General features: G+C 67.9%; 10 protein-coding genes. 1 reads left to right on the top strand and 9 read right to left on the bottom strand.

Going from position 1 to position 20,003, the window contains the following annotated elements:
* Positions 1–55: 55 nt before the first annotated feature.
* Positions 56–3,418: an arabinosyltransferase domain-containing protein gene (locus DBO33_RS02590; protein ID WP_107653615.1), complete on the bottom strand. Its 3,363-nt coding sequence runs from the start codon at positions 3,416–3,418 to the stop codon at positions 56–58.
* A 411-nt stretch (positions 3,419–3,829) separates the two neighbouring features.
* Between DBO33_RS02590 and DBO33_RS02585 the strand changes: the two genes are divergently transcribed.
* Entirely contained in the window at positions 3,830–4,327 is a 498-nt protein-coding gene (locus DBO33_RS02585; protein WP_107659903.1) for a peptidylprolyl isomerase, read from the top strand.
* 57 nt (positions 4,328–4,384) lie between these two features.
* Here DBO33_RS02585 and DBO33_RS02580 read toward each other — a convergent pair whose 3' ends face one another.
* The 8 genes from DBO33_RS02580 to DBO33_RS02545 form a co-directional block, all read right to left on the bottom strand.
* Positions 4,385–5,887, bottom strand: a complete 1,503-nt coding sequence (locus DBO33_RS02580; RefSeq protein ID WP_199856924.1) for an acyl-CoA carboxylase subunit beta — start codon at positions 5,885–5,887, stop codon at positions 4,385–4,387.
* A 68-nt stretch (positions 5,888–5,955) separates the two neighbouring features.
* Positions 5,956–11,418 carry a polyketide synthase Pks13 gene (pks13, locus tag DBO33_RS02575; protein WP_107653614.1) on the bottom strand — a complete coding sequence of 1,821 codons (5,463 nt, stop codon included), beginning with the start codon at positions 11,416–11,418 and terminating at the stop codon, positions 5,956–5,958.
* 73 nt (positions 11,419–11,491) lie between these two features.
* Positions 11,492–13,405 carry a long-chain-fatty-acid--AMP ligase FadD32 gene (gene fadD32, locus DBO33_RS02570; protein WP_107653613.1) on the bottom strand — a complete coding sequence of 638 codons (1,914 nt, stop codon included), beginning with the start codon at positions 13,403–13,405 and terminating at the stop codon, positions 11,492–11,494.
* A gap of 191 nt (positions 13,406–13,596) precedes the next feature.
* Entirely contained in the window at positions 13,597–14,616 is a 1,020-nt protein-coding gene (locus DBO33_RS02565; protein WP_107653612.1) for an LLM class F420-dependent oxidoreductase, read from the bottom strand.
* 254 nt (positions 14,617–14,870) lie between these two features.
* Positions 14,871–15,815, bottom strand: a complete 945-nt coding sequence (locus tag DBO33_RS02560) for a cutinase family protein (protein ID WP_107653611.1) — start codon at positions 15,813–15,815, stop codon at positions 14,871–14,873.
* Between the two features lie 126 nt (positions 15,816–15,941).
* Positions 15,942–16,481: a DUF732 domain-containing protein gene (locus DBO33_RS02555; protein ID WP_199856517.1), complete on the bottom strand. Its 540-nt coding sequence runs from the start codon at positions 16,479–16,481 to the stop codon at positions 15,942–15,944.
* Positions 16,482–16,582: 101 nt separating this feature from the next.
* A complete protein-coding gene (locus tag DBO33_RS02550; protein WP_107659900.1) occupies positions 16,583–18,388 on the bottom strand; it encodes an alpha/beta hydrolase-fold protein in 1,806 nt (601 codons plus the stop codon).
* A 353-nt stretch (positions 18,389–18,741) separates the two neighbouring features.
* Positions 18,742–19,776 carry an alpha/beta hydrolase gene (locus DBO33_RS02545; RefSeq protein ID WP_407670457.1) on the bottom strand — a complete coding sequence of 345 codons (1,035 nt, stop codon included), beginning with the start codon at positions 19,774–19,776 and terminating at the stop codon, positions 18,742–18,744.
* Between the last annotated feature and the right edge of the window lie 227 nt (positions 19,777–20,003).

Raw genomic sequence — 20,003 nt, 5'->3', positions numbered from 1 at the left:
CGTCGAGGCCGGCTGGACTGCCGGTTCGACGGGCCTGTGGTGTTGTCGGGGGTGGTTAGAACACCCGGAGGTTGCCTGGGGACCAGAGGCCGGAGCGGGTGGCCGTTCCGGTTTCCAGGCGGGCGGGGGTGGCGGTGCGGTCGTACTGGTCGTAGCGCTCCAGGGAGCCCCAGTCGCGGGCCCAGTCGTCCTTGAGGTAGGTGGGGATGGTGACCGAGGTCGCGAGCATTTGGGAGAAGCCGAGCAGGCCGCCGAATTCCTGGGCTTGCCAGGTGTTGGTGGAGGTGGTGGCCAGCGGGCGATCAGGGAGGATGCGGTAGCCGGGGACCTCTGCGACGCCGTTCTTGTGGTAGAGCGGGCGCTGGCAGGGGAACTGGAGACCGACGGCCCAGTCCTCGAGCACGGGCTGATCGGGGCCGAGGAAGCTGTTGAGCGACTGCAACTTCGGCATCCGCGGCGGAGTGAACGCCAGCCACTGATCACCGATCAGGATCGGGTCGTTGGCGACGATCCGCACCGCGTCGGCCTCGGGCGCGATCTCGGCGAGCGGGACGCGCAGGTTACGCCAGGACGGGGCCGGGCCGATATCGCGCGGCAGGTAGGTGCCGAGCTTCGCGACGCTGCCGTCCGGCTGCCGCTTGCCGTAGTCGAGGGTGAGCGACTGGCCGTACTCGGTGTCACCGGTGTCGTCGACCGACAGGACGCGACCGGCCGCGGAGATCACCACGAGCGGGCTGTCCGCCGAGCGCGGGGCGAGCCCGTACCAGCTGGACGTGAGATGCGCGGGCTGCTGCACATTGTCCTGGTAGCTGCCCAGGACCGGCGTGGTGGCCGGGTCCAGCCCGAACGGCAGCGCCACGGTACTGCCGTTGACACCGCGCGCGCCCTGACCACCGCCGGTGCCCGCGCTCTGCCCGTCGGCGAACGCGGCGCCGACGGACTGCTTCGAGGTGTTGCCGGTACCCGGCTTCACCTCCACGCTGTCGGCGGACAGGTCGTTGGGCACCCCGTTCGGAGCGAAACCGACCGCGTCGACGCCGGCCAGCGGATCGTTCGCATCGGTGAGCGGGTTCGCCGGATCGACGATCGGCGCCAGCGCGCCGCCGTTCGGATCCGATTCCACCAGAACGTCATTGGCCAGACCGCAGCTGCTACCGCGCAGCGCGTCGAAGTTCGAGCGGGCCAGCGAGTACGCCGGGTACTGCGCGACCGCGCCCTTGACCAGCGACATCGCCTCGAGCAACACCATCAGCGCGGCGACAACGGTCAGCGGGATCGCCGCGAACTTGCGAATTCGCTTGCCACGCGCGGACTTCGGTGAGGCCTCCGGTTTGGCGTAACCCTCGCGCAGCGAGTGCCAGGCGACCAGCGCCAGCGCGAGACCGAACAAACCGAGCATCAGGGTGTTCGACTGGTACCCGTGCAGCGAGATCCGCTTGTCGAACCACGGCACCCCGAAGCTGGACACATACCAGTAGCCGTTGATGCCGGAGAACGCGAGCGCGAGCACGAACAACAGGCCAGCCAGGAATATCGCGCGATTCTTGCGCGCGCGCAACGCCGACGCCGAGACGGCGACCGCGGTCACCGCGGCCAGCGAACCGGCGATACCCGCGTACGCGCCGAAGTGGTGCGTCCACTTGGTCGGGTTGAACATCATGAAGAAGACGGTGCCGAAGACGACGCCCATCAACCGCCAGGTCGGCCCGCTCGCGATGCCGGGAACCTGCCTGCGCCGCAACAACACCAGCATGGTGGTGAACAGGCACAGCAGCATCACCAGGAACGCGAACCGGCGGGCCAGCGAACCATCGACGGTCTCCACGAACAGGTAGTAGTAGCGCAGGTAGTCCTCGTACCAGGCCAGGTTCGGCCCCTTCACCTGACGCACCCGGTTGGCCTCTTGGATACCCGAGAAGGTCTGGTCGCTGTACACCACGATCAGCACCAGCAACCCGGCCGCGGCGATCGGGGCGAGCAGCGGCAGCGTCGACCACCACTTGGACCCGGCCGAGCCGAACTGCCTGCGCCTGCGCACCACGATCCGCACCAGCGGGCGAACACCGGCGAGCAACGCCGCCACACACATCAATCCGGTCGGCGCGGCCGCGAGCGTGAACGCCGCGACCAAGACCGCGACACCGGCGGGCAACAGCCGTCCGGTCGCGATGGCCCGCTCGATCGACACCCAGGTCAGCAGCGCGCCGAGCGCGACGATCGGCTCCGAGCGCAGGCCGTTGTCGAACGGCATCCAGAACGCGAGGAACACCAGACCGCCGGTCCACAGCGCGACCTTGCTGTTGCGCACCCCGCGCCCGAGCCGGGGCACCACCTCGCGGCTGATCACCATCCAGCAGAGGATGGCGCAGGCCAGCGCGGGCAATCGCACCCACGGGCTGGCGGTGGAGATCTCCGAGAAGACCTGGATCACGTAGTAGTACCAGCCGAACGGCGCCTCCGGCACGCCGTACCAGCGGAAGTAGTTGGCCATGTATCCCGCGTGCGGCGCGACCCGCACCATGCTCAGGATGTAGCCATCGTCGGAGGTGTTGGCGCCCACGAAATGCCACACCAGCAGCGTGCCGACCACCGCGCCGTCGGCCCAGGTCGGCTTCAGCCAGTTGGACGGCAGGAACCGGCGGTGCCCACGCCCGTCGCTGCCGTCGAGCCGGGCCAGCGCCGCGAGCGCGACCAGGGTGCACAGCACCGCCGCGATCATCGCGATCAGTTTGATCACGGTCGGGCTGGTGGTGAACCGGGTGTCCACGGTCATGTGGAAGTCGAGTCCGGCGGGCGCCGCGCCCTTCAGATCCGAGAAGACGCCGACCACCTGCGGCCGCAGGTCGCCGTTCAGCGCGCCCTCGACCGGCACCTCGACCTGCTGCTCGGTCCCGGGCGCCGCGCCCTCGACCGGCTTGGTGACGGTGGTGGTCAGCCCCGTGAACACCGCGTGCGTGCGCTTGTGGTCGGAGGTGAACTCGAGCGCCGAACAACGCTCCATGTCCGCGCGCGGCGCCGACACCACGACGGCGTTGCGGTCGACCACGTCCACCGAGGTGTCCGACACTCGAATGAACATGGCCTCCAACGCGGCCTTGTGGCCCTGCGGCGGCGCGGTGGCCAGCAGCATGCCGCCCCGCTCCGGCAGCTGCGCGACCGCGCTACACGGAATGGTGGCGCGCAGGTCGATCGGGACCTGAGACATCAAGGGGGCCTGCACATTGCCGAGCGTCGCGCCCTGCGGCCAGTTCAGTTCCGCGGTGGTCTGGGTGACCGGCAGGAACGGGGTGGCCAAGGCGAACAGCGCGCCGAGCAATCCGGCGACCAGCGCGATTATTCGCGCGGTGCGGAAATCGGCCGTAGAGGCCGCGGGCACGGCAGGCGGTTTCGTCAGGACAGCAGTAGCGGCGTCGGGCACGATTGGCAATGCTAGCTCCCCGGCCCCCGCACGTCTTCAGGCCCGCTCTCCCCGCGTCTACGCGTTTTCCGGCAAGGCGCGCCGGCTTCTCCGCGACTTCAGGCCGGACTTACCGGCGCAGTAAGTTTGGTTGACGTCCGATGGATATCCAGGAGTTACGTTGCGGACGTACCCGGCGAGTTACCCCGGTGCCCGCAAGATCAGTTGTTCGTTTCTCCGCCATTTGAAATGCGAGTGAACTTTTCACCTTCCGACCTGGACAAATGTCACAGCAGATCCGGCCGGAACGCGGCAGGCTCGCCGATCCTGCCCAGCGTGCCGCCCGTTCCCGGCCCGCAGCACACGGCGATACCCGCGCCGCACTCGAAGACCGGCAAAAGGCGTGCGATGGTGGGCTGGCAAGGTGTGGGTATGACCAAGGTGAATCTCTCGACGAATTACGGACCGATCGTCCTGGAACTTGACGACCAGAAGGCGCCGAACACGGTGCAGAACTTCGTGGATTACGTGAACGCGGGCCACTACAACGGCACCATCTTCCACCGTGTCATTCCCGGCTTCATGATTCAGGGCGGCGGCTTCGAGCGCGGCATGCGGCAGAAGGGCGTGCAGGCGCCGATCCAGAACGAGGCCAACAACGGCCTGAAGAACGACAAGTACACCGTGGCGATGGCGCGCACCAACGACCCGCACTCGGCGACCGCGCAGTTCTTCGTCAACGTCTCCGACAATGCGTTCCTCAACCACTCGGCGCCGACGCCGTCGGGCTGGGGCTACACGGTATTCGGCAAGGTGATCGAGGGCACCGAGGTGGTCGACAAGATCGCCGCCGTCGCCACCGGCAGCTCGGGCGGGCACCAGGATGTGCCGACCGACGACGTCATCATCGAATCCGCCAGCCTCGGCTGAGCTGACCGACCTCGGTGAATCGGGCCGCGCCGCAACGGATGCGGCCCGATTCTGGCGTCAGAGCGGCAGCAGGTGGTGCTTGCGCGGATTGCGCGCGAGCGACTTGTCGCGCAGCAGCTGCAAGGCTTTACGCAGCTCCAACCGAGTGTTCGCGGGCTCGATCACCGCGTCGATGTAGCCGCGCTCGGCGGCCACCCACGGCGTCGCCATGGTGGCGTTGTAGAAGTCGATCATCTGCTGGCGCACGGCCGCCCGCTGTTCCTCCGGCGCCGCCTCGATCTGCTTGCCGCCGATCAGGCTCACCGCGCTCTCGGCGCCCATCACCGCGATGCGCGCCGTCGGCCAAGCCAGGTTCACATCGGCGCCGAGCTGCTTGGAACCCATCACCGCGTAGCCGCCGCCGTACGACTTGCGAATCACCACAGTGACTTTCGGCACGGTCGCCTCCACGAAGGAGAACAGGAACCGGCCGCCGCGCTTGATCACGCCGATCTTCTCCTGCTCCACCCCGGGCAAGAAGCCGGGGGTGTCGACGATGAAGACCAGCGGGACCTCGAACGCATCACACAGCCGCACGAAATGCGCCGCCTTGTCCGAAGCCCGCGCGTCCAGCGCACCCGCGTAGACCATCGGCTGGTTCGCCACCACACCGACCGGACGGCCGTCGACACGGGCGAAGCCGGTGATCATATTGCGGCCTGCGGTGGCGCCGATCTCGTGGAAGCCGCCGTCGTCGAAGATCCGCAGCAGAATGTCGTGCATGTCGTAGGCGGCGTTATCCGAGTCCGGCACCAGGGAATTCAATTCCCGGTCGCTGTCGGTGACCTCCGGCTCCAGGCCGGGGTTCACGATCGGCGCCAGCTCCTGACAGCTGGTCGGCAGGAAGCTCAGATAGTCGCGCACCCACTCGAACGCCGACTTCTCGTCCGGCGCGACATGATGGATGTTGCCGTACTCGGCCTGGCTCTGCGCGCCGCCGAGCTCCTCGAGGCTGACGTCCTCGCCGGTGACCTCGCGGATCACCTTGGGACCGGTGACGAACATGTACGCCTCTTCGGTCGCCACCACCACATCGGTGTTGATCGGGGCGTACACCGCACCGCCCGCGCACTTGCCGAGGATCATCGAGATCTGCGGCACCAGGCCGGACAGCGGTTCCTGCCGGCGCCCCAGCTCTGCGTACCAGGCGAGCGAGGTCACCGCCTCCTGCACACGCGCGCCGCCGGAATCGTTGATGCCGACCACCGGGCAGCCGACCTTGGCCGCGTACTCCATGATCCCGGCGACCTTGCGGCCGAACATCTCGCCGACCGAACCGCCGTAGACGGTCTGGTCGTGCGAGAACACCGCCACCGGCCGACCCTCGACCAGGCCGTGCCCGGTGACCACACCGTCGCCGTAGAGCGCGGTGGGGTCACCCGGCTTGCGCACCAGCGCACCGATTTCCACGAAGGTGCCCGGATCGAGCAGCATGTTGATCCGTTCACGGGCGCTGGGAATCCCCTTCTTCGCCCGCTTCGCCACCCCCGCTTCACCCGCCGGTTCCTGCGCTAGATCCATCCGTTTACGCAGGTCGGCGAGCTTCTCGGCAGTAGTGCTCACTTCGTCCCTTTCGTAAGGCGCACCCACTAAGGGGCGATCACCGCAAGCTTCGCGGTGAGGTCGGCTCCGATCTTTCCGATCCGTGGTTCGTCGACGATCTGCAGGTGGTCACCCGGGATGTGGATGACCTCCAGGTTCGGAAGGTATTCGTCCCAACCACCATTAGGGCGCCGATCGGCGAAACGCGGTTCCAGCTCGATCATGCCGTCCTGATAACGATCCGCGAGGTAAAGCACGACATCGCCGTCGTAGCGAGTCGGCGTCGTCTTGGCCAGATGCCTGCTCTCGATCCACGAGGTGCGCTGATGTTCCAGCACGCCGCCGGGAATCTTGGTGCCGCTCATCTTGACCAGATCGCTGATCATCTTGAACTGCTCTTCATCGGAGGCCGCGGCCAGCGTCTCCAACTGCTCACGGTCCAGCTCGCCCTCGACACCGTAGGTCTTCTTCGCGAAGACCTGGTAGCGCTCGATCCGGCGCACCCGCTCTTCGGGGCTGTTGTCCTCGTCCTCGACCGGCAACGCCAGGTCGATCAGGCCGACAACACGCACGTCGGCGCCTTCGTCGCGCAGCAGCTGCGCCACCTGCAGTGCGAACACCGCACCGAGGGACCAGCCGTAGAGCACGTACGGGCCGTTGCCCTGGATCTTGCGCAGCTCGGCCACGTACTGCTGCGACCGCTCCAGGATGTCGCCTTCGACGCGCTCGAAGCCGTACATGGGCGTGCCGGCCGGCAGCCGCTTCAGCAGCGGTTCGTAGACCAGCGTGTTACCGCCCGACGGGTGGAATACGAAGACCGGCACGGCATTCGAGCCCTCTTCGCGGGCCCGCAGCGGGCGGATGAACCCGTCCACGTCGGCGCCGCTGTCCTGCAGGTTGCGCACGATATCGGCGAGCTGCTCGATGGTCTCGCAGTCGAGCACATCGTCGACGGTGACCTCGGCCTTGACCCGCTCGGTGAGGCGCTCCGCCAGCTTCTCGGCGACTTCCTCCTCGAGGATGGGCAGGGTGTTGAAGATGCCGCCCGCCGACTTGCCGGTGACGATCGCCCAGGTCGCGTAGGTCAGCCGTTCCGCAGCGTCACGCGGCGGCACGTCGTCGTCATCGCCGGCCGAAGGCTGCGCACCGAAGGTGACCGGGGCCGGGGCCGCCTGTGCGGCAACCGATTCGGCGGCACCCACCGCGGTCGTGTCCTGATTGTCGAGCGCCCGCTCGTTCGCCGCTTCCTTCGCATCCGCCGCGGCGGCCTGCGCTGGCGACGCCGGGGCGGGTGCCGCAGTACCGGCGGCGGCACCGGTGATGCCTGCGGCCGTCTCCGCCTGCGCGACGATCTGCTCGGCCTCCGCCTGCACCGAGGTGGTCTCGACGTCCAGCGAAACACCTTCGGCCGCAGCCGCTTCGGTGACCGCGGCGGCCGGATCCACACCAGCTTCGACGGCCGCGCGGGCCGCGGCGATGAAGTTGCTGTCGACCACGATCTCTTCACCGGCGGCCTGCCGCTCGGCCACCGCGAGCATTTCCTCGCGATGATCGATGGCGTAGCGCAGCACCTTGCCGACCTCGGTCAGGTTGGCGTCGCGCACCGCCTGGATCTGCAGCTGCGGGATGTCGAACTCGTACTCGACCCGGTTCTTGATGCGCATAGCCATCAGCGAGTCGAGACCCAGCTCCATCAGCGGGATCTCCATCGGGAGGTCCTCGACCGCGTAACCCATCGACTCGGCGACGATCAGTGCGAGGCGGTCTTCCAGCGGCTGGGTGCCGTCGGGATCCCAGCGGTCGCCGAAGGTTTCGACGACCTCCAGATCCGCATCGCCCGTGGTCGCGACTGCCGTGGTCGCCGGAACAGCCTCGGCCACAACGGATTCGGGCAGCGGCGCACCGGAGGTGACCACCGCGTCGAACAGCAGCCGGAAGGCGTTGCCCTCCTTGGCATGCACCTGCACCGAGGCGCCGCCGGGGTGCGGGGTCAGCGTGGTGGTCAGCGTGCCGGTAGCCGGAACGGTGGCATGCGCGACCGAAGCGCCCAGCGATACGTCGCTGAGTACCTGTGCCGCAGCGGCATTCACCAGTGCGGCGAGGTCGGTGACCGAGGACGCCTGGACTTCCCACGCGTGCCTGCCGTCCGGCATGGCCACGTGCGAACCGGGCACCCGGGTGTTGCCGCTGCCACCGGCCATCGAGATCTTCGGCCAGTACTCCTTGCGCACGAACCTGGTTCGCGGAATATCGGCGTAGTCGCCCGGGGCGAGCAGGGACGGAAGATCGACCTTGTGCCCGTGCACGTACAGCTGCGCGAGGGCGCCGATCACGCCCGCCGCCTCGTCTTCCTTGCGCTTCAGCGTCGGGATGAGCTGCGCATCGTGCGCGCCCGCCGCGAAGGTGGTGCCGAGCACCTGCATCAGCGCAACGGAATTCGGCGCCAGCTCCAGGAAGGTGGTGTGGCCGGTGTCGACCGCGAGCCGCACCGCGTTGGTGAAGTACACGCTGCCGCGCATGTTCTTGACCCAGTAGTCCTCGTTGTGCACCGGATCGCTCCCCGCGCGGTAGAACTCGCCCTTGTGCACGGTCGAGTACAGGCCGGTCTTCAGCTTGGTCGGTTCGATGCCCGCCAGTTCCGCGGCCAGTTCACCGAGCAGCGGGTCCATCTGCGACGTATGACCCGCACCGCGGGTCTGCAGGATCCGCGCGAACTTGCCCGCCGCCTCGACCCGCGCCACGATCGCCTCGACCTGCTCGCGCGGGCCGCCGATCACCGTGTTGGTCGGTGCCGCGTACACCCCGACCTCGACGTCCGGGTATTCGCTGAGCAGCTTCTCGATGTCCTCGGCGCTGTACTCGACGAGTGCCATGTTGCGCACGTCGTCGTCGGTGATCATCTGCTCGCCCTCGTGCATCAGCCGCGAGCGCGCGCAGATCACCCGGACCGCGTCCTCGAGCGGGAGACCACCGGCGATGTAGGCCTCGGCGACCTCGCCCATCGAGTGGCCGATGACGGCCTCGGGCTGGGCACCGTGCGCGCGCAGCAGCGCGGCCAGGCCGATCTGGATGGTGAAGATGCCGACCTGCGAGGTGCCGACGTTGTAGTCCTGGCTGTCGTCGAGGAACATGTCGCGGATCGAGTACCCGGCCTCGTCCTGCACCAGTTCGTCGACCTGGTCGACGGCCGCGGCGAAGATCGAGTTCTCCAGGTAGAGCCGCTTGGCCATCTTGCGGTGCTGCGCACCGAAACCGGAGAGCACCCAGACCGGGCCCATGGTGGCGGGCGCGTCGGCGGTGAAGACACCGGTACCAGGCTTGCCCGCCGCGATGGCGCGCAGACCAGCCACGGCCTCCTCGTGCGTGGTGGCGAGTACCACGCCACGCGAGCGCCAGTGGCTGCGCTTGGCCAGCGACCTGGCCACGTCCTCGAGCGAAACATCGCGGCCCGCTTCGGATTCCAGCCAGTCGGCCAGTTCCGCGGCGGCCCGGCGGCGGCGCGAGGGCAGGTAACCGGAGACCGGCAGGATCACCGGCAGTGGCTCGGTGCGCTCGGCGGTCCATTCGGCAACGGGGGCAACGGCTTCCGCGACCGCTGTTTCGATTTCGGCCTGCTCGGGGGTCGCGTCGTCCGCCTCGGCGACTACCGCGTCCGCTTCCGCGATCACCTCGGTTGTCTCGTCGTCCAGGTCGGTCTCGAGCGCCGCGACATCGGCGTCGACCGCTGCGGCAGTAGCCACGGGCTCGGGGGTCGCCGCGACCTCGGCCGAGGCCGGAACATATTCCTGCACAACGACATGCGCGTTGGTGCCACCGAAGCCGAAGCCGGAGATGCCCACGGTGGCGGTGCCGCTGTAGCGCGGGAACTCCGTCGGCTCGGCGACGACCTGCAGGTGCGCCTGGTCCCACGGAATGTAGGGGTGCGGGCCCGCGTAGTTGATGTTCGGCGGAATGACGTTGTGCTGGAAGGCCATGACGACCTTGGCCAGGCTGGCCGCGCCCGCCCCGGACTCCAGGTGGCCGAAGTTGGTCTTCGCCGAACCGAGCAACGCGGGCTTGTCGGCGTCGCGGCCACGACCGATCACCCGGCCGAGCGCGTCGGCCTCGATCGGGTCGCCGATCGGAGTGCCGGTGCCGTGCGCCTCGATGTAGTCGACGGTGGACGGCACGATCCCCGCGTCGCGGTAGGCCCGCCGCAACACGTCGGCCTGCGCATCGGGGTTCGGTGCAAGCAGGCCGTTGGACCGGCCGTCGTTGTTGACCGCGGAACCCTTGATGACGGCCATGATTCGGTCGCCGTCGCGCTCGGCATCGGCGAGGCGCTTGAGCACGACGAGGCCGGCGCCCTCGGAGCGCACCATGCCGTCGGCGTCGGAGGAGAACGCCTTGATCCGGCCGTTCTTGGCGACGCCGCCGTTCTGATCGAAGCCGAGGGTGGTCACCGGCGCGAGCAGCATGTTCACACCGCCGGCCAGCGCCACATCGGCGTCGCCGTCGCGCAGTGCGCGCACGGCCTGGTGCACGGCGACCAAGGTCGACGAGCAGGCGGTATCGACCGTGACGGACGGGCCACGGAAGTCGAAGAAGTAGGAGATGCGGTTGGCGATGATGCCGTTGGAGCTGCCCATGATGCCGTAGGCCTGCGCGGAGGCGGGCACATTCGGATCCATCTCCGCGCCGAGGCCGAGCGCGGCGATCAGCATGAAGTCACTGGTGGACGAGCCGACGAACATGCCGACCGATTCGCCCTTGAGCTCGCTGGCCGGAATCCTGGCGTGCTCCAACGCTTCCCAGGTCAGCTCCATCATCAGGCGCTGCTGCGGATCGACGCGCTCGACCTCGATCGGCGACATAGCGAAGAACTCCGCGTCGAAGCCCTTGACCACATCCTCGTCCAGGTAACCGCCGAGTGTGTTGCCCTCGGCGACGGCCTTGGCGATCGCGGGTTCCTGCAGGAACTCCGCCCACCGGCCCTCCGGCCGCTCCCGGATGCCGTCACCACGGTTGATCAGGAATTCCCAGGTCGACTCCGGCGTATCGCCGGCACCGGGCAGCCGGGTCGACAGGCCGACGATCGCGATGTCGTGCGCGTCGTTCGGCTGGAAGCCCGCCGTGTAGAAGGAGTCGTCGGAGACGTCTTGCGCGCTCTCCGGCTCGCCGTTGATGACCATCTCGGCCAGCGACGCGATCGTCGGATGCTGGAAATAGGCGGTCGCGGTGAGCACCACGCCGGTCATTTCCTCGATGTCACCGACGAGCGCGATGGCGTCGCGCGAGGCGAGCCCGAACTCCTCCATCGGCCGGTCGACGGTGATCTGCTCGAGCGGCAGTCCGGTCGCCTCGGCAACCCAATTGCGCAGCCAGTCCCGCAGCTCCGACACCGTCATGTCGGTCTGCGCGCCGGAAGCCTCGGTGGAGGCAGCGGCCACCTGCGCGGATGCCTGGTCGGCGTCCGCGTCGGCGGGCAGGGATTCGGTCGTCGTGGTGGACGTGCCCTCGTTGTCAGCCATCAATTCCTCAAGCTACCTGTCTGCGAACCGGGCGCACCGCGAATGTCGGCTGTCCGAGGCCACCCCTGGGCAATTACTCTTCCGGTGCATCGGGGAACGCCTGCTGGGTGTAACCACCCCGCAGCGTTCCCTCGAGGTAGGCGGCCTTGCAGGCCCGCCGGGCGATCTTGCCGCTGGAGGTACGCGGGATGGAGCCCGCGGGAACCAGCAGTACGTCTCGAACGGTCACCCCGTGGCGCGACGCCACCGCGGCGCGCACCTCGTCGGCGATGGGTAGTGGATCGGCCTTGCCCGCGCCCGGGCCGCGTTCGGCGACGATGACCAGCTGCTCGGAGGCGTCGTCGGCGTCGAACTTGAGTCCGGAGTGGCTGCCCTGGTCGAAGACGAGCGCGGGTAGCTGGTTCGCGGGCACCGAGAACGCGGCGACGAAGCCGGGGCGTAGCGCCTTGGAGGCTTCCTGCGCGGAGAACTCCAGGTCCTGCGGGTAGTGGTTGCGGCCGTCGACGATCACCAGGTCCTTCACCCGCCCGGTGATGTACAGCTCGCCGTCCAGGTACACGCCGTAGTCGCCGGTGCGCATCCAGTTGGCGTCGCGGTCGGTGCCTTCGGCATGGCTGCCCTCGGCCAACCGGTGCGAGACTTTGTTCTGGAAGGTCGCGGCGGTCTCGTCCGGCCTGCCCCAGTACCCGATGCCCATGTTGTTGCCGTGCAACCAGATCTCACCGACCCGGCCGTCGGGCTGCTCGTGCCCGCCGTCGGCCTCGACGGTCTCCGGGTCGACGATCACGGCCCACTGCGACAGCGCGACGTAACCGCAGGAGACCTGCGCGATGGCGTTCTCCGAGCCCGGTTCGACCTTGACCATGCGGCCCGCGTTGAGCTCGTGCCGGTCGACGTAGGTGACCTTCGCTTCGTCCTCGGCCTTGGTCGCGGATACGAACAGCGTCGCCTCGGCCATGCCGTAGCAGGGCTTGATCGCGGTCTTGGGCAGGCCGTAGGGCGCGAACGCCTCGTTGAACTTCTTCATCGAGGAGGTGGTCACCGGCTCGCTGCCGTTAATCAGGCCGATCACGTTCGACAGATCCAGCGACTCGCCGTTCTTCGGCAGGCCACGCGCCGCAGCGTGCTCGAACGCGAAATTCGGTGCGGCGGCGAAGGTTCCGGCGCCGTCGGACTGCGCGGCGAGTTCCTTGATCCAGCGGTAGGGGCGGCGCACGAACGCGCTCGGCGACATGATGGTGATGTACTTGCCGCCGACCGCGGGCAGGATCACCGTGAGCAGGCCCATGTCGTGGAACAGCGGCAGCCAGGTGACGCCGCGCGAGTTCCAGTCCAGGTTGATCGCGTCGACCATCTGCAGCAGGTTGGTGCCGACCGCGCGGTGGGTGATCTCCACGCCGGCCGGGGTACGGGTCGAGCCCGAGGTGTACTGCAGGTAGGCGATGTCGTCGATGGCGATGTCCGGGCGTACCCAGCCCTCGCCGACACTGTCCGGGATCGCGTCGACGGCAATGATGCGCGGGCGCTGCGCGGCGGGCAGCGACCGGAAGAACTGCCGCACACCGGCCGCCGAGGAGCTGGCGGTCAGGATCGCGGCGGGTTCGCAGTCGCCGAGCACGGCGTGCAGGCGGTCGGTGTGACCAGGCTCGTCCGGGTCGAACAGGGGCACCGAGATGGTGCCCGCGTAGATCGCGGCGAAGAAGGAGATCACATAATCCAGGCCCTGCGGCGCGAGGATCGCGACCCGGTCGCCCGGGTTGGTCACCTGCTGCAGTCGAGCGGCCACCGCGCGCAGCCGAATGCCGAACTCACGCCACGTCAGTTCCTGCGCCTCGCCATCACGCTCACGCGAGTAATCGATGTAGCGGTACGCCAGAGTGTTCGCGTCGTTCCGGGTGTGCTTCTCGACGTGATCGACCAGGGTGTGATCCTCGGGAATTCGGATGTTCCCGGTCTCGTCCAGGTAGTCGTCGAAAGTCTCTTCCATTCCTTCTTCTCCTCCGAGGCACACGCAGCAAGACGGCGACAACGCCGTTGTTACCTGTGAGGCCCCGACTCGCTTTCGCCCGCGGGTGGCTCCAAGTGCTCGAGTCAGCCTGCAGTTATTGGGCGGTCTGCGCGGTGACCGCTATCGGCTAGATGTACTCAAACCAGAGTCATGTTACAGAGAAGACCGGCTCACTCGTCTCGCAGCAGGGGAATAACGGGGGCGAATGCGTCCATCTGGGTGGGAAAGACCCCGACATACGACATCGAGGTGAGTTGGCGCACACGGCGGATCTGCTCGGCGATTTCTTCGAAGCTGCCGATGGCCACGTACGGCGAGTTCAAGATGTCCTCGACCGAAAGCTTCACGTCCACCTCGAGATCCGGGTGCAGGCCGCGGTCGATCGCGGAAAGCGCCATCTCAGCGGTCTTCTCGCGATCGTCGGTGATGACGATGGCGGTGATGGCCCAGTTCAGCTCGATATCGGCGAACCGGTCGCCCGCGGCCTCGCGGATCAGGTTCACCTTCTCGATGGTCTTCTCCAGCGTGATGCCCGACAAGAGGCCTTTACCGTTCTTGGTGGTCACCGGCACGACCGAGATGATGTCGGCGTGCTTGGCGGCCAGCCGCAGCATCTTCGGACCGCCGCCGCCGGTGCAGATCGGCGGGCGCGGACCCTGCCGTGGCCGAGGCGTGCCCTTGATGCCCTGTACTTGGTAGTACTTGCCCTCGAAGGTGCACTCCTGGCCGCGCAGCAGCACGTCCAGGATGGTCAGCGCCTCGTCCAGCTTCGCGAGCCGGACGCCCGGCGTCTCGTAGGGCAGGCCCGCGGCGACGAACTCGTCCTGCTTCCAGCCCGCGCCGAGGCCGACCTCGAGCCTGCCCTTGGACAGCACGTCGATGGTGGCCAGATCCTTGGCCAGCACCACGGGGTGCCGGAAACCGTTGGCCAGCACCGACGTTCCGAGGCGGATCTTCTCGGTGGCCTGGGTCAGCGCGCCGAGGGCGGCGATCGGGCCGATCTGGTCGCCCAGGTGATCCGGCACGACGAAGGTGTCGAAGCCGTACTCCTCGGCCTGCTGCGCCGTCTGGATGAACTTGCGGGCGCCACCCTCTTGCTTATTTCCCTCGCCCGCTGCCGCGAAGCGGAAGCTGCGCAGCGGCGTACCCAGCGCGGTCAACTCACCGGCTGGTGCGGCGGCTTCTGTCATGAACTCATGCTCCTGGCTGTAAGGAAATTCGGGCGCGACGGTGCAGGGTGCAGTCCCGGACACGGCGTCGGTGCTACCTGCGTCGCGATCACCTGCGGCACTTTACAGCGTGCTGTCCAACGGGAGTCGCGCTTGTCGGGGCAGTACTGGTGTTCTGCGTGCCGACCCCTTCTTTGCCTGTGAAATCTCACGACTACGCCTCGCTGACGCTCGGCTCCGTCGTGCGATTTGCGCTGTGTCTTCGGTTCGCCTACTCACGAATGTGGCGGATGCGGTGCCGATTCGACGAGGCCGTTCGCCCAGTTGACGGTCCACTGGGTGGAGGTGGTGCCGTTCTCGTCGACGATGAAACCGTTGTACAGCGCGTGCACCGGGTTGCCCGCCGCGCGCACCAGCGCGCCGACGCTGCCCATGATGTTCCACGGGCTCAGTGCTTCGCGCGGTGCGTCGCAGATCAGGTCGCCCTGCGCGCAGATCGTGAAGGTGCGTTCGGCCAGTTCGCCGAAACCACCCGGGCGCGGACCGGTCATCGTGATGCCGGGAACGTTGAGACCCTTCAGCGCGACCTCGGCACCGACGCCCGCGGGCACCGCACCGATCTGGACGGGCTGGCCGGGACCGGTGTCGCCGGTGCGCCTGCCATCCGAAATGAGCGTCACGCCGAGCACCTTGTTCGCAGGCACCGGCCCCTTACCCTGGCCGATCTGCGCAGCCACATCACCGGCGATCACCGCGCCCTGCGAGAACCCGGCGATCACGTAGGTGGTCAACGGACATTCGCGGTGCCGCTGCTGCATCGCGTCGATCATGCGCTGGGTGCCCTCGGACCGGCTGTTGTTGTAGGACTGCTGGCCGTCCGGCGGAATGGCGATCGGGTTGGAGAACTGCGCGACGTACGGGACGGTGTACACGTCCAGCCGTTCCTTCGGGAACTGCTGGCCGACCGGGTTGGAGATGTTGAGCATCAACGAGATCGGGTTCGCGGTCGGGTTGTGCGGGTCGTCGTTGCTGTTGGACTCCCAGGTGCCCGGCACCGAGATCATCTGCACGTCCGGGCAACTCGCCGGTTGTGAGGTCGGCTCCTCGGGCGGCTTCGGTCCCGGCTTCGGCTGGCGCAGCAGCCCGGCGAGCAGGTACCACAGCAGCAACACCACGATGATGATCAGGATGGGGATCCCGATCAGCAGGAGACATCCCACCGGCCTCGACCGGCGGGATGTGCCGCCACGGCGCGCATTCACAACCGCGCCTCGCTAGCGCTCGGCTCCGTCTGGCCTGCGGTGCAGCTGTGTTCCCGGTTCACTCGCCGCGCTCCTTCACGTCGCTCACGACTTGCAGTACGTCTGCTTCGCGGCGCTGATGTAGACCTCTCCGGCCTTCTCGACCGGCATCTTGGCCGGGTCGAAGGAGGGGTCGGAGCCGGCCATCGCGGTCACGAAGGTCATCAGATCCTGATCGGAGGCCCCGGACGCAGCGCCCTGGCAGACGTAGTTCGCCACGCTGAGCGCGATATCCGGGGTGGACGGGGTCACGCCCTGCTGCTTGAGCGCGTCGAGGTACTTCTTGTCCTTGTCGGTGAGCTTCGAGGTGTCCGCGGGCGGCGCGGACTCGGCAGGCACCGGCTGCGGACGCTCGGGGGCGACCGTCTCGGCGGGCGGCTGCTCGGGCTGGGGGGTGGGCGCCGGCGCCTGCTGGCCGGTGTCGGCACCGCTGGTGGACGAGGCGGGCGGCTGGGTCGCCGCCGTGGTGCGGGTCAGCGTCGGCGTGCTCGATGCGGTCGAGTCGTTGCCACCGCAGGCGGCGAGCAGGCCGGTCGCCGCGATCGCCACGACAACGCCGAATACCTTGCCACGGGTCCTCTGCATGAATTCTGTCCTCGATCTGTTCGCAAACGGGGGAGGTCGCCACCCAACATAGCGGCAAGACTTAAGAGATCGGAGCCGGACAACAAACAGACCGGTCAGATTTAAAGCCCGTGAACCTCCGGTTTGCCATCGCGCAGCACGATGAAACCGGTTTGGAAGTTCTGCTGCACACCGCCGGGGACGGGGAACTCGTCGCTGATCGGATAGCCGAGCTTGCCGTTCTCATACCCGAGCACCTGCCAGGCCTCCATGAGCGGACCGTTCTTCACCGCCCACGCACCCGAGAGCGGGCTCCAGTAGATATTGCCGCCCTCGAAACGGCTGTACCGGCCGAGGTCCTTCAGTGGCTGCTCCTCGGCGGCGGGGAAGCCGAGCCAGCTGTTCTCGTAACCCATTTGAGCGTATTTGCCCAGGATCATGCCCTGCACCCGGTGCACGCCGGTCTTGGCGCTGTAGTAGAACGGACCGTTCTCGAACGACTGCACGGCGCCGTCCCGGCCCGGGGTCGCCACCTCGGGTCCGATCGGGTAGCCCGCCGGGCCGCTCTCGTACCCCTGCTTGCCCCATTCGTCGAGGATCGCGCCGCGCACCGCCTGGGCGCCGGTCTGCGGGGTCCAGTAGAGCGAGCCGTGCTGGAAGGTCTGCATGCGGCCCTTACCGTCCGGCAGCCCGCGTTCGTCACCGGTCGGCAGGCCGAGCGGACCGGCGGCGCCCTGCGTGGCCTGATAACCACCGCCGATCATGCCGCCGACCGGGTGCGCGCCGCTGCCCGGGGTGAAGTAGACCCGGCCGGACCGGAAGTCCTGGGCCACACCGCCACCCGCCACCGGGTACTCGGCGGACAGGCAGTCGCCCAGCCAGTTGTTCGCGGCGGCCACGGTGGCGATCTGCCCGCCGACCGTACAACCGGTCTGCCCGGGATCGACGCCGAGCGCGGCCGCGGCCTGCGTCCAGGACTGGCGCATCTCGAAGTCCCAGTAGGGCCACGAGTGTGTGCCGGACGGGCGGTAGTTCACCTGCGCCGGGATCGCCAGCTTGCCGAGCTTGGTGACGAAGTTCTGCGAGGTGAGCCGCGACAGGATCTCCAGCCCCATGCCCGCGTAGTTGGTGCTGACGCCGGGAATGCCGGACGCCTGGTCGAACGGGCCGGAGGCGCCGCTGCCGCTGGAGACGTACAGCGTGACGCCCTTGAGCTTGTCGGCCAGCGTGTACGGATCGTGCGCGGCCCATTCCGGGCTGGTCGGCGGGCCCCACATGGCGCCGACGTCGTAGCCGCCCGCGTCGCGCATGGCGAACTGGATGGCCTGCGGCATGCCGATCGTGGTGGTGGTGAGGAAACCCGAGTACGACGCGGCGTACTTGGCGAAGCCGGGGTTGCGCGCGGCCAGGAACATGGCCGCCGTGCCGCCCATCGAAAGCCCCTCCATGCCACGGACATCCGTCGCGCGCCAATCGGCTTCCAGCAGCGGCGGCAGTTCCTTGGTCAGGAAGGTCTCCCACTTGTAGTTCTTGCCGTTGTCCGGTTGGATCCAGTCGGAGTAGAAGCTGGACTGGCCGCCGATCGGCAGCACCACGGTGACGTTCTTGTCGGCGAAGAAATCGACGGCGCCCGCATCCTTGGTCCAGCCGCTCTCCTCGTCGGTGGCGCGCAGGCCGTCGAGCAGATAGAGCACCGGAAAGCGCACGTCGGGGCGGGTGTTCCAGTCCTTGGCGAGCAGCAGCTGCACCTGGATCGGGGTGGCCATGGACGGCGAGTTGATCCACAGGGCGACCCGGCGGTCGGTCAGCCAGATCACCTTCTGCACGGTCGCTGGTGCGCCTGCCTCCGCGGCCGCCGGGCCGGGTGCCGGGGCGGGAGCGGGTTGCGCGGCGGCCGGTGCGGCGCCCGCGGCCAACGGGATGACCATGGCGGTGGCGAGCAGCACTAACCGCCCGCGAGCTGGACGCGCGCCACGACGCTCGCGTCTCCCCAATCTGCCGCGCCGAATCCCTGCCACAAGAGCTTTCTACTCCCGTACCCGCCGTCTTCCGGGGAGGACACGCACTATAAGAAAACCGCCGTGTTCGTTTTGCGGGCTCGCACAACGCATCCGGCGCCGCCTCTTCCGTGCGAGAAGGTGCGGCGCCGAAGCGGTCTTACCGGGACAAATGATGTGTGAGCACAGAGATACCGCGGGGAGCGGCTCGGCAAACCATCTGTGCCGAAACGCAACTCGGGCCGCACCCCTGAGGGGTGCGGCCCGAGTGGTTGATCAGGCGATCACCAGGCGCCGGTGGCGTCCAGGATCTGGTTGCGCGAGTTGAAGAGCTGGCCCTCCCAGTACTTCCAGGAGTGGGTGCCCTGGGCCGGGAAGTCGAACCGGGCCGGGATACCCAGCGAGGCCAGGCGAGCCTGGAACGCACGGGTGTTGACCAGCGACAGGGCCTCGAGCGCCATCGCGTTGCTGGTGTTGAACACACCGACCGCCGAGTTCGGCGCGTCGAACTGACCCGGCAGGCCGCTGGCCGCCGAGATGTACATCGGCAGGCCCTTGAGCTGCGGTGCGAACACGAAGGGGTCCATCCGCAGCCACGCCGGGCTCCACGGCGCCGCCATCGAGTCGACGTTGAACTTGCCCGCGTCCAGCATCGCGATGCGGATCGCCTCACGCATGCCCGGCGCGGAGATGTTCAGGTAGCCCGAGTACGACGCGGCGAACTTGAACTGGTCCCGGTGGTAGGCGGCCAGCGCGAGCGCGCCACTGCCGCCCATGGAGAGACCGGCCACCGCGTTGTTGGTGCGCGAGACGCCGTAGCCCTCGAGGAAGGCCGGGAGCTCCTTGGTCAGGAAGGTCTCCCACTTGTAGGTGGTCTTCTGGCCGTTGGTATTGCTCGGCGCGTACCAGTCCGTGTAGAAGCTGGACTGACCGCCGACCGGCATCACCAGGGTGATGTTGTCGTTCGCGAACTGCTGCAGCGCATTCGTCTCGAACGACCACGCGTTGCGGTCGTCCCGCGCGCGGAGTCCGTCGAGCAGGTAGAGCGCCGCGTTGCCGCCGCGCGATGCCCACTGCACCTGAACCTTGATCGGGCCCATGCTGGACGGGACCATCAAATCTTCGAATCCGCCTGCGGGAGCACGCAAGACCGGTGCGTGCACCGGCGCCGCGGTGGCGATCGGGGCCGCCACGCCCGCGGCGATCGGTAGCGCCAATGCAGCGGCACCGACAGCCAGAATTCGATTACGCCAACCACGAGGTGCGCCTCGCCGTCCCGACTCACTTCTCATCGGCGCGGCCGCCCTGCCGAAACGCATGAATCCTGCTCTCTTTCTGCTTTTCTGCCTGTTGTGGTGCCGTCGGCGACCCCGCGAGGGGCGCAACCGCACCAGTGCTGCCAACGAGACGCACGCCGCAGCACACCGGACCCCGACATTCCGGCGCATGCGACTGCGAAACTACGATCTGGTCACACTTGCGCTCGCTGGACGATATTCGACACCGGTGGCCTTAGCAAGGCCGAGGCAACCAGGTGGCCGAAATC

Origin of the sequence: Nocardia suismassiliense (genome assembly GCF_900269665.1) — a bacterium.
Lineage (GTDB): Bacteria > Actinomycetota > Actinomycetes > Mycobacteriales > Mycobacteriaceae > Nocardia > Nocardia suismassiliense.
Note: the sequence above shows the minus strand (reverse complement) of the source record. Positions and strands in the feature narration are given on the sequence as shown.

Coding starts and splice junctions, on each gene's coding strand:
- DBO33_RS02585 (WP_107659903.1), top strand. CDS start 3,830: ATGACCAAGGTGAATCTCTCGACGAATTACGGACCGATCGTCCTGGAA.
- DBO33_RS02580 (WP_199856924.1), bottom strand. CDS start 5,887: ATGGATCTAGCGCAGGAACCGGCGGGTGAAGCGGGGGTGGCGAAGCGG.
- pks13 (WP_107653614.1), bottom strand. CDS start 11,418: ATGGCTGACAACGAGGGCACGTCCACCACGACGACCGAATCCCTGCCC.
- fadD32 (WP_107653613.1), bottom strand. CDS start 13,405: ATGGAAGAGACTTTCGACGACTACCTGGACGAGACCGGGAACATCCGA.
- DBO33_RS02565 (WP_107653612.1), bottom strand. CDS start 14,616: ATGACAGAAGCCGCCGCACCAGCCGGTGAGTTGACCGCGCTGGGTACG.
- DBO33_RS02555 (WP_199856517.1), bottom strand. CDS start 16,481: ATGCAGAGGACCCGTGGCAAGGTATTCGGCGTTGTCGTGGCGATCGCG.
- DBO33_RS02550 (WP_107659900.1), bottom strand. CDS start 18,388: ATGGTCATCCCGTTGGCCGCGGGCGCCGCACCGGCCGCCGCGCAACCC.
- DBO33_RS02545 (WP_407670457.1), bottom strand. CDS start 19,776: ATGCGTTTCGGCAGGGCGGCCGCGCCGATGAGAAGTGAGTCGGGACGG.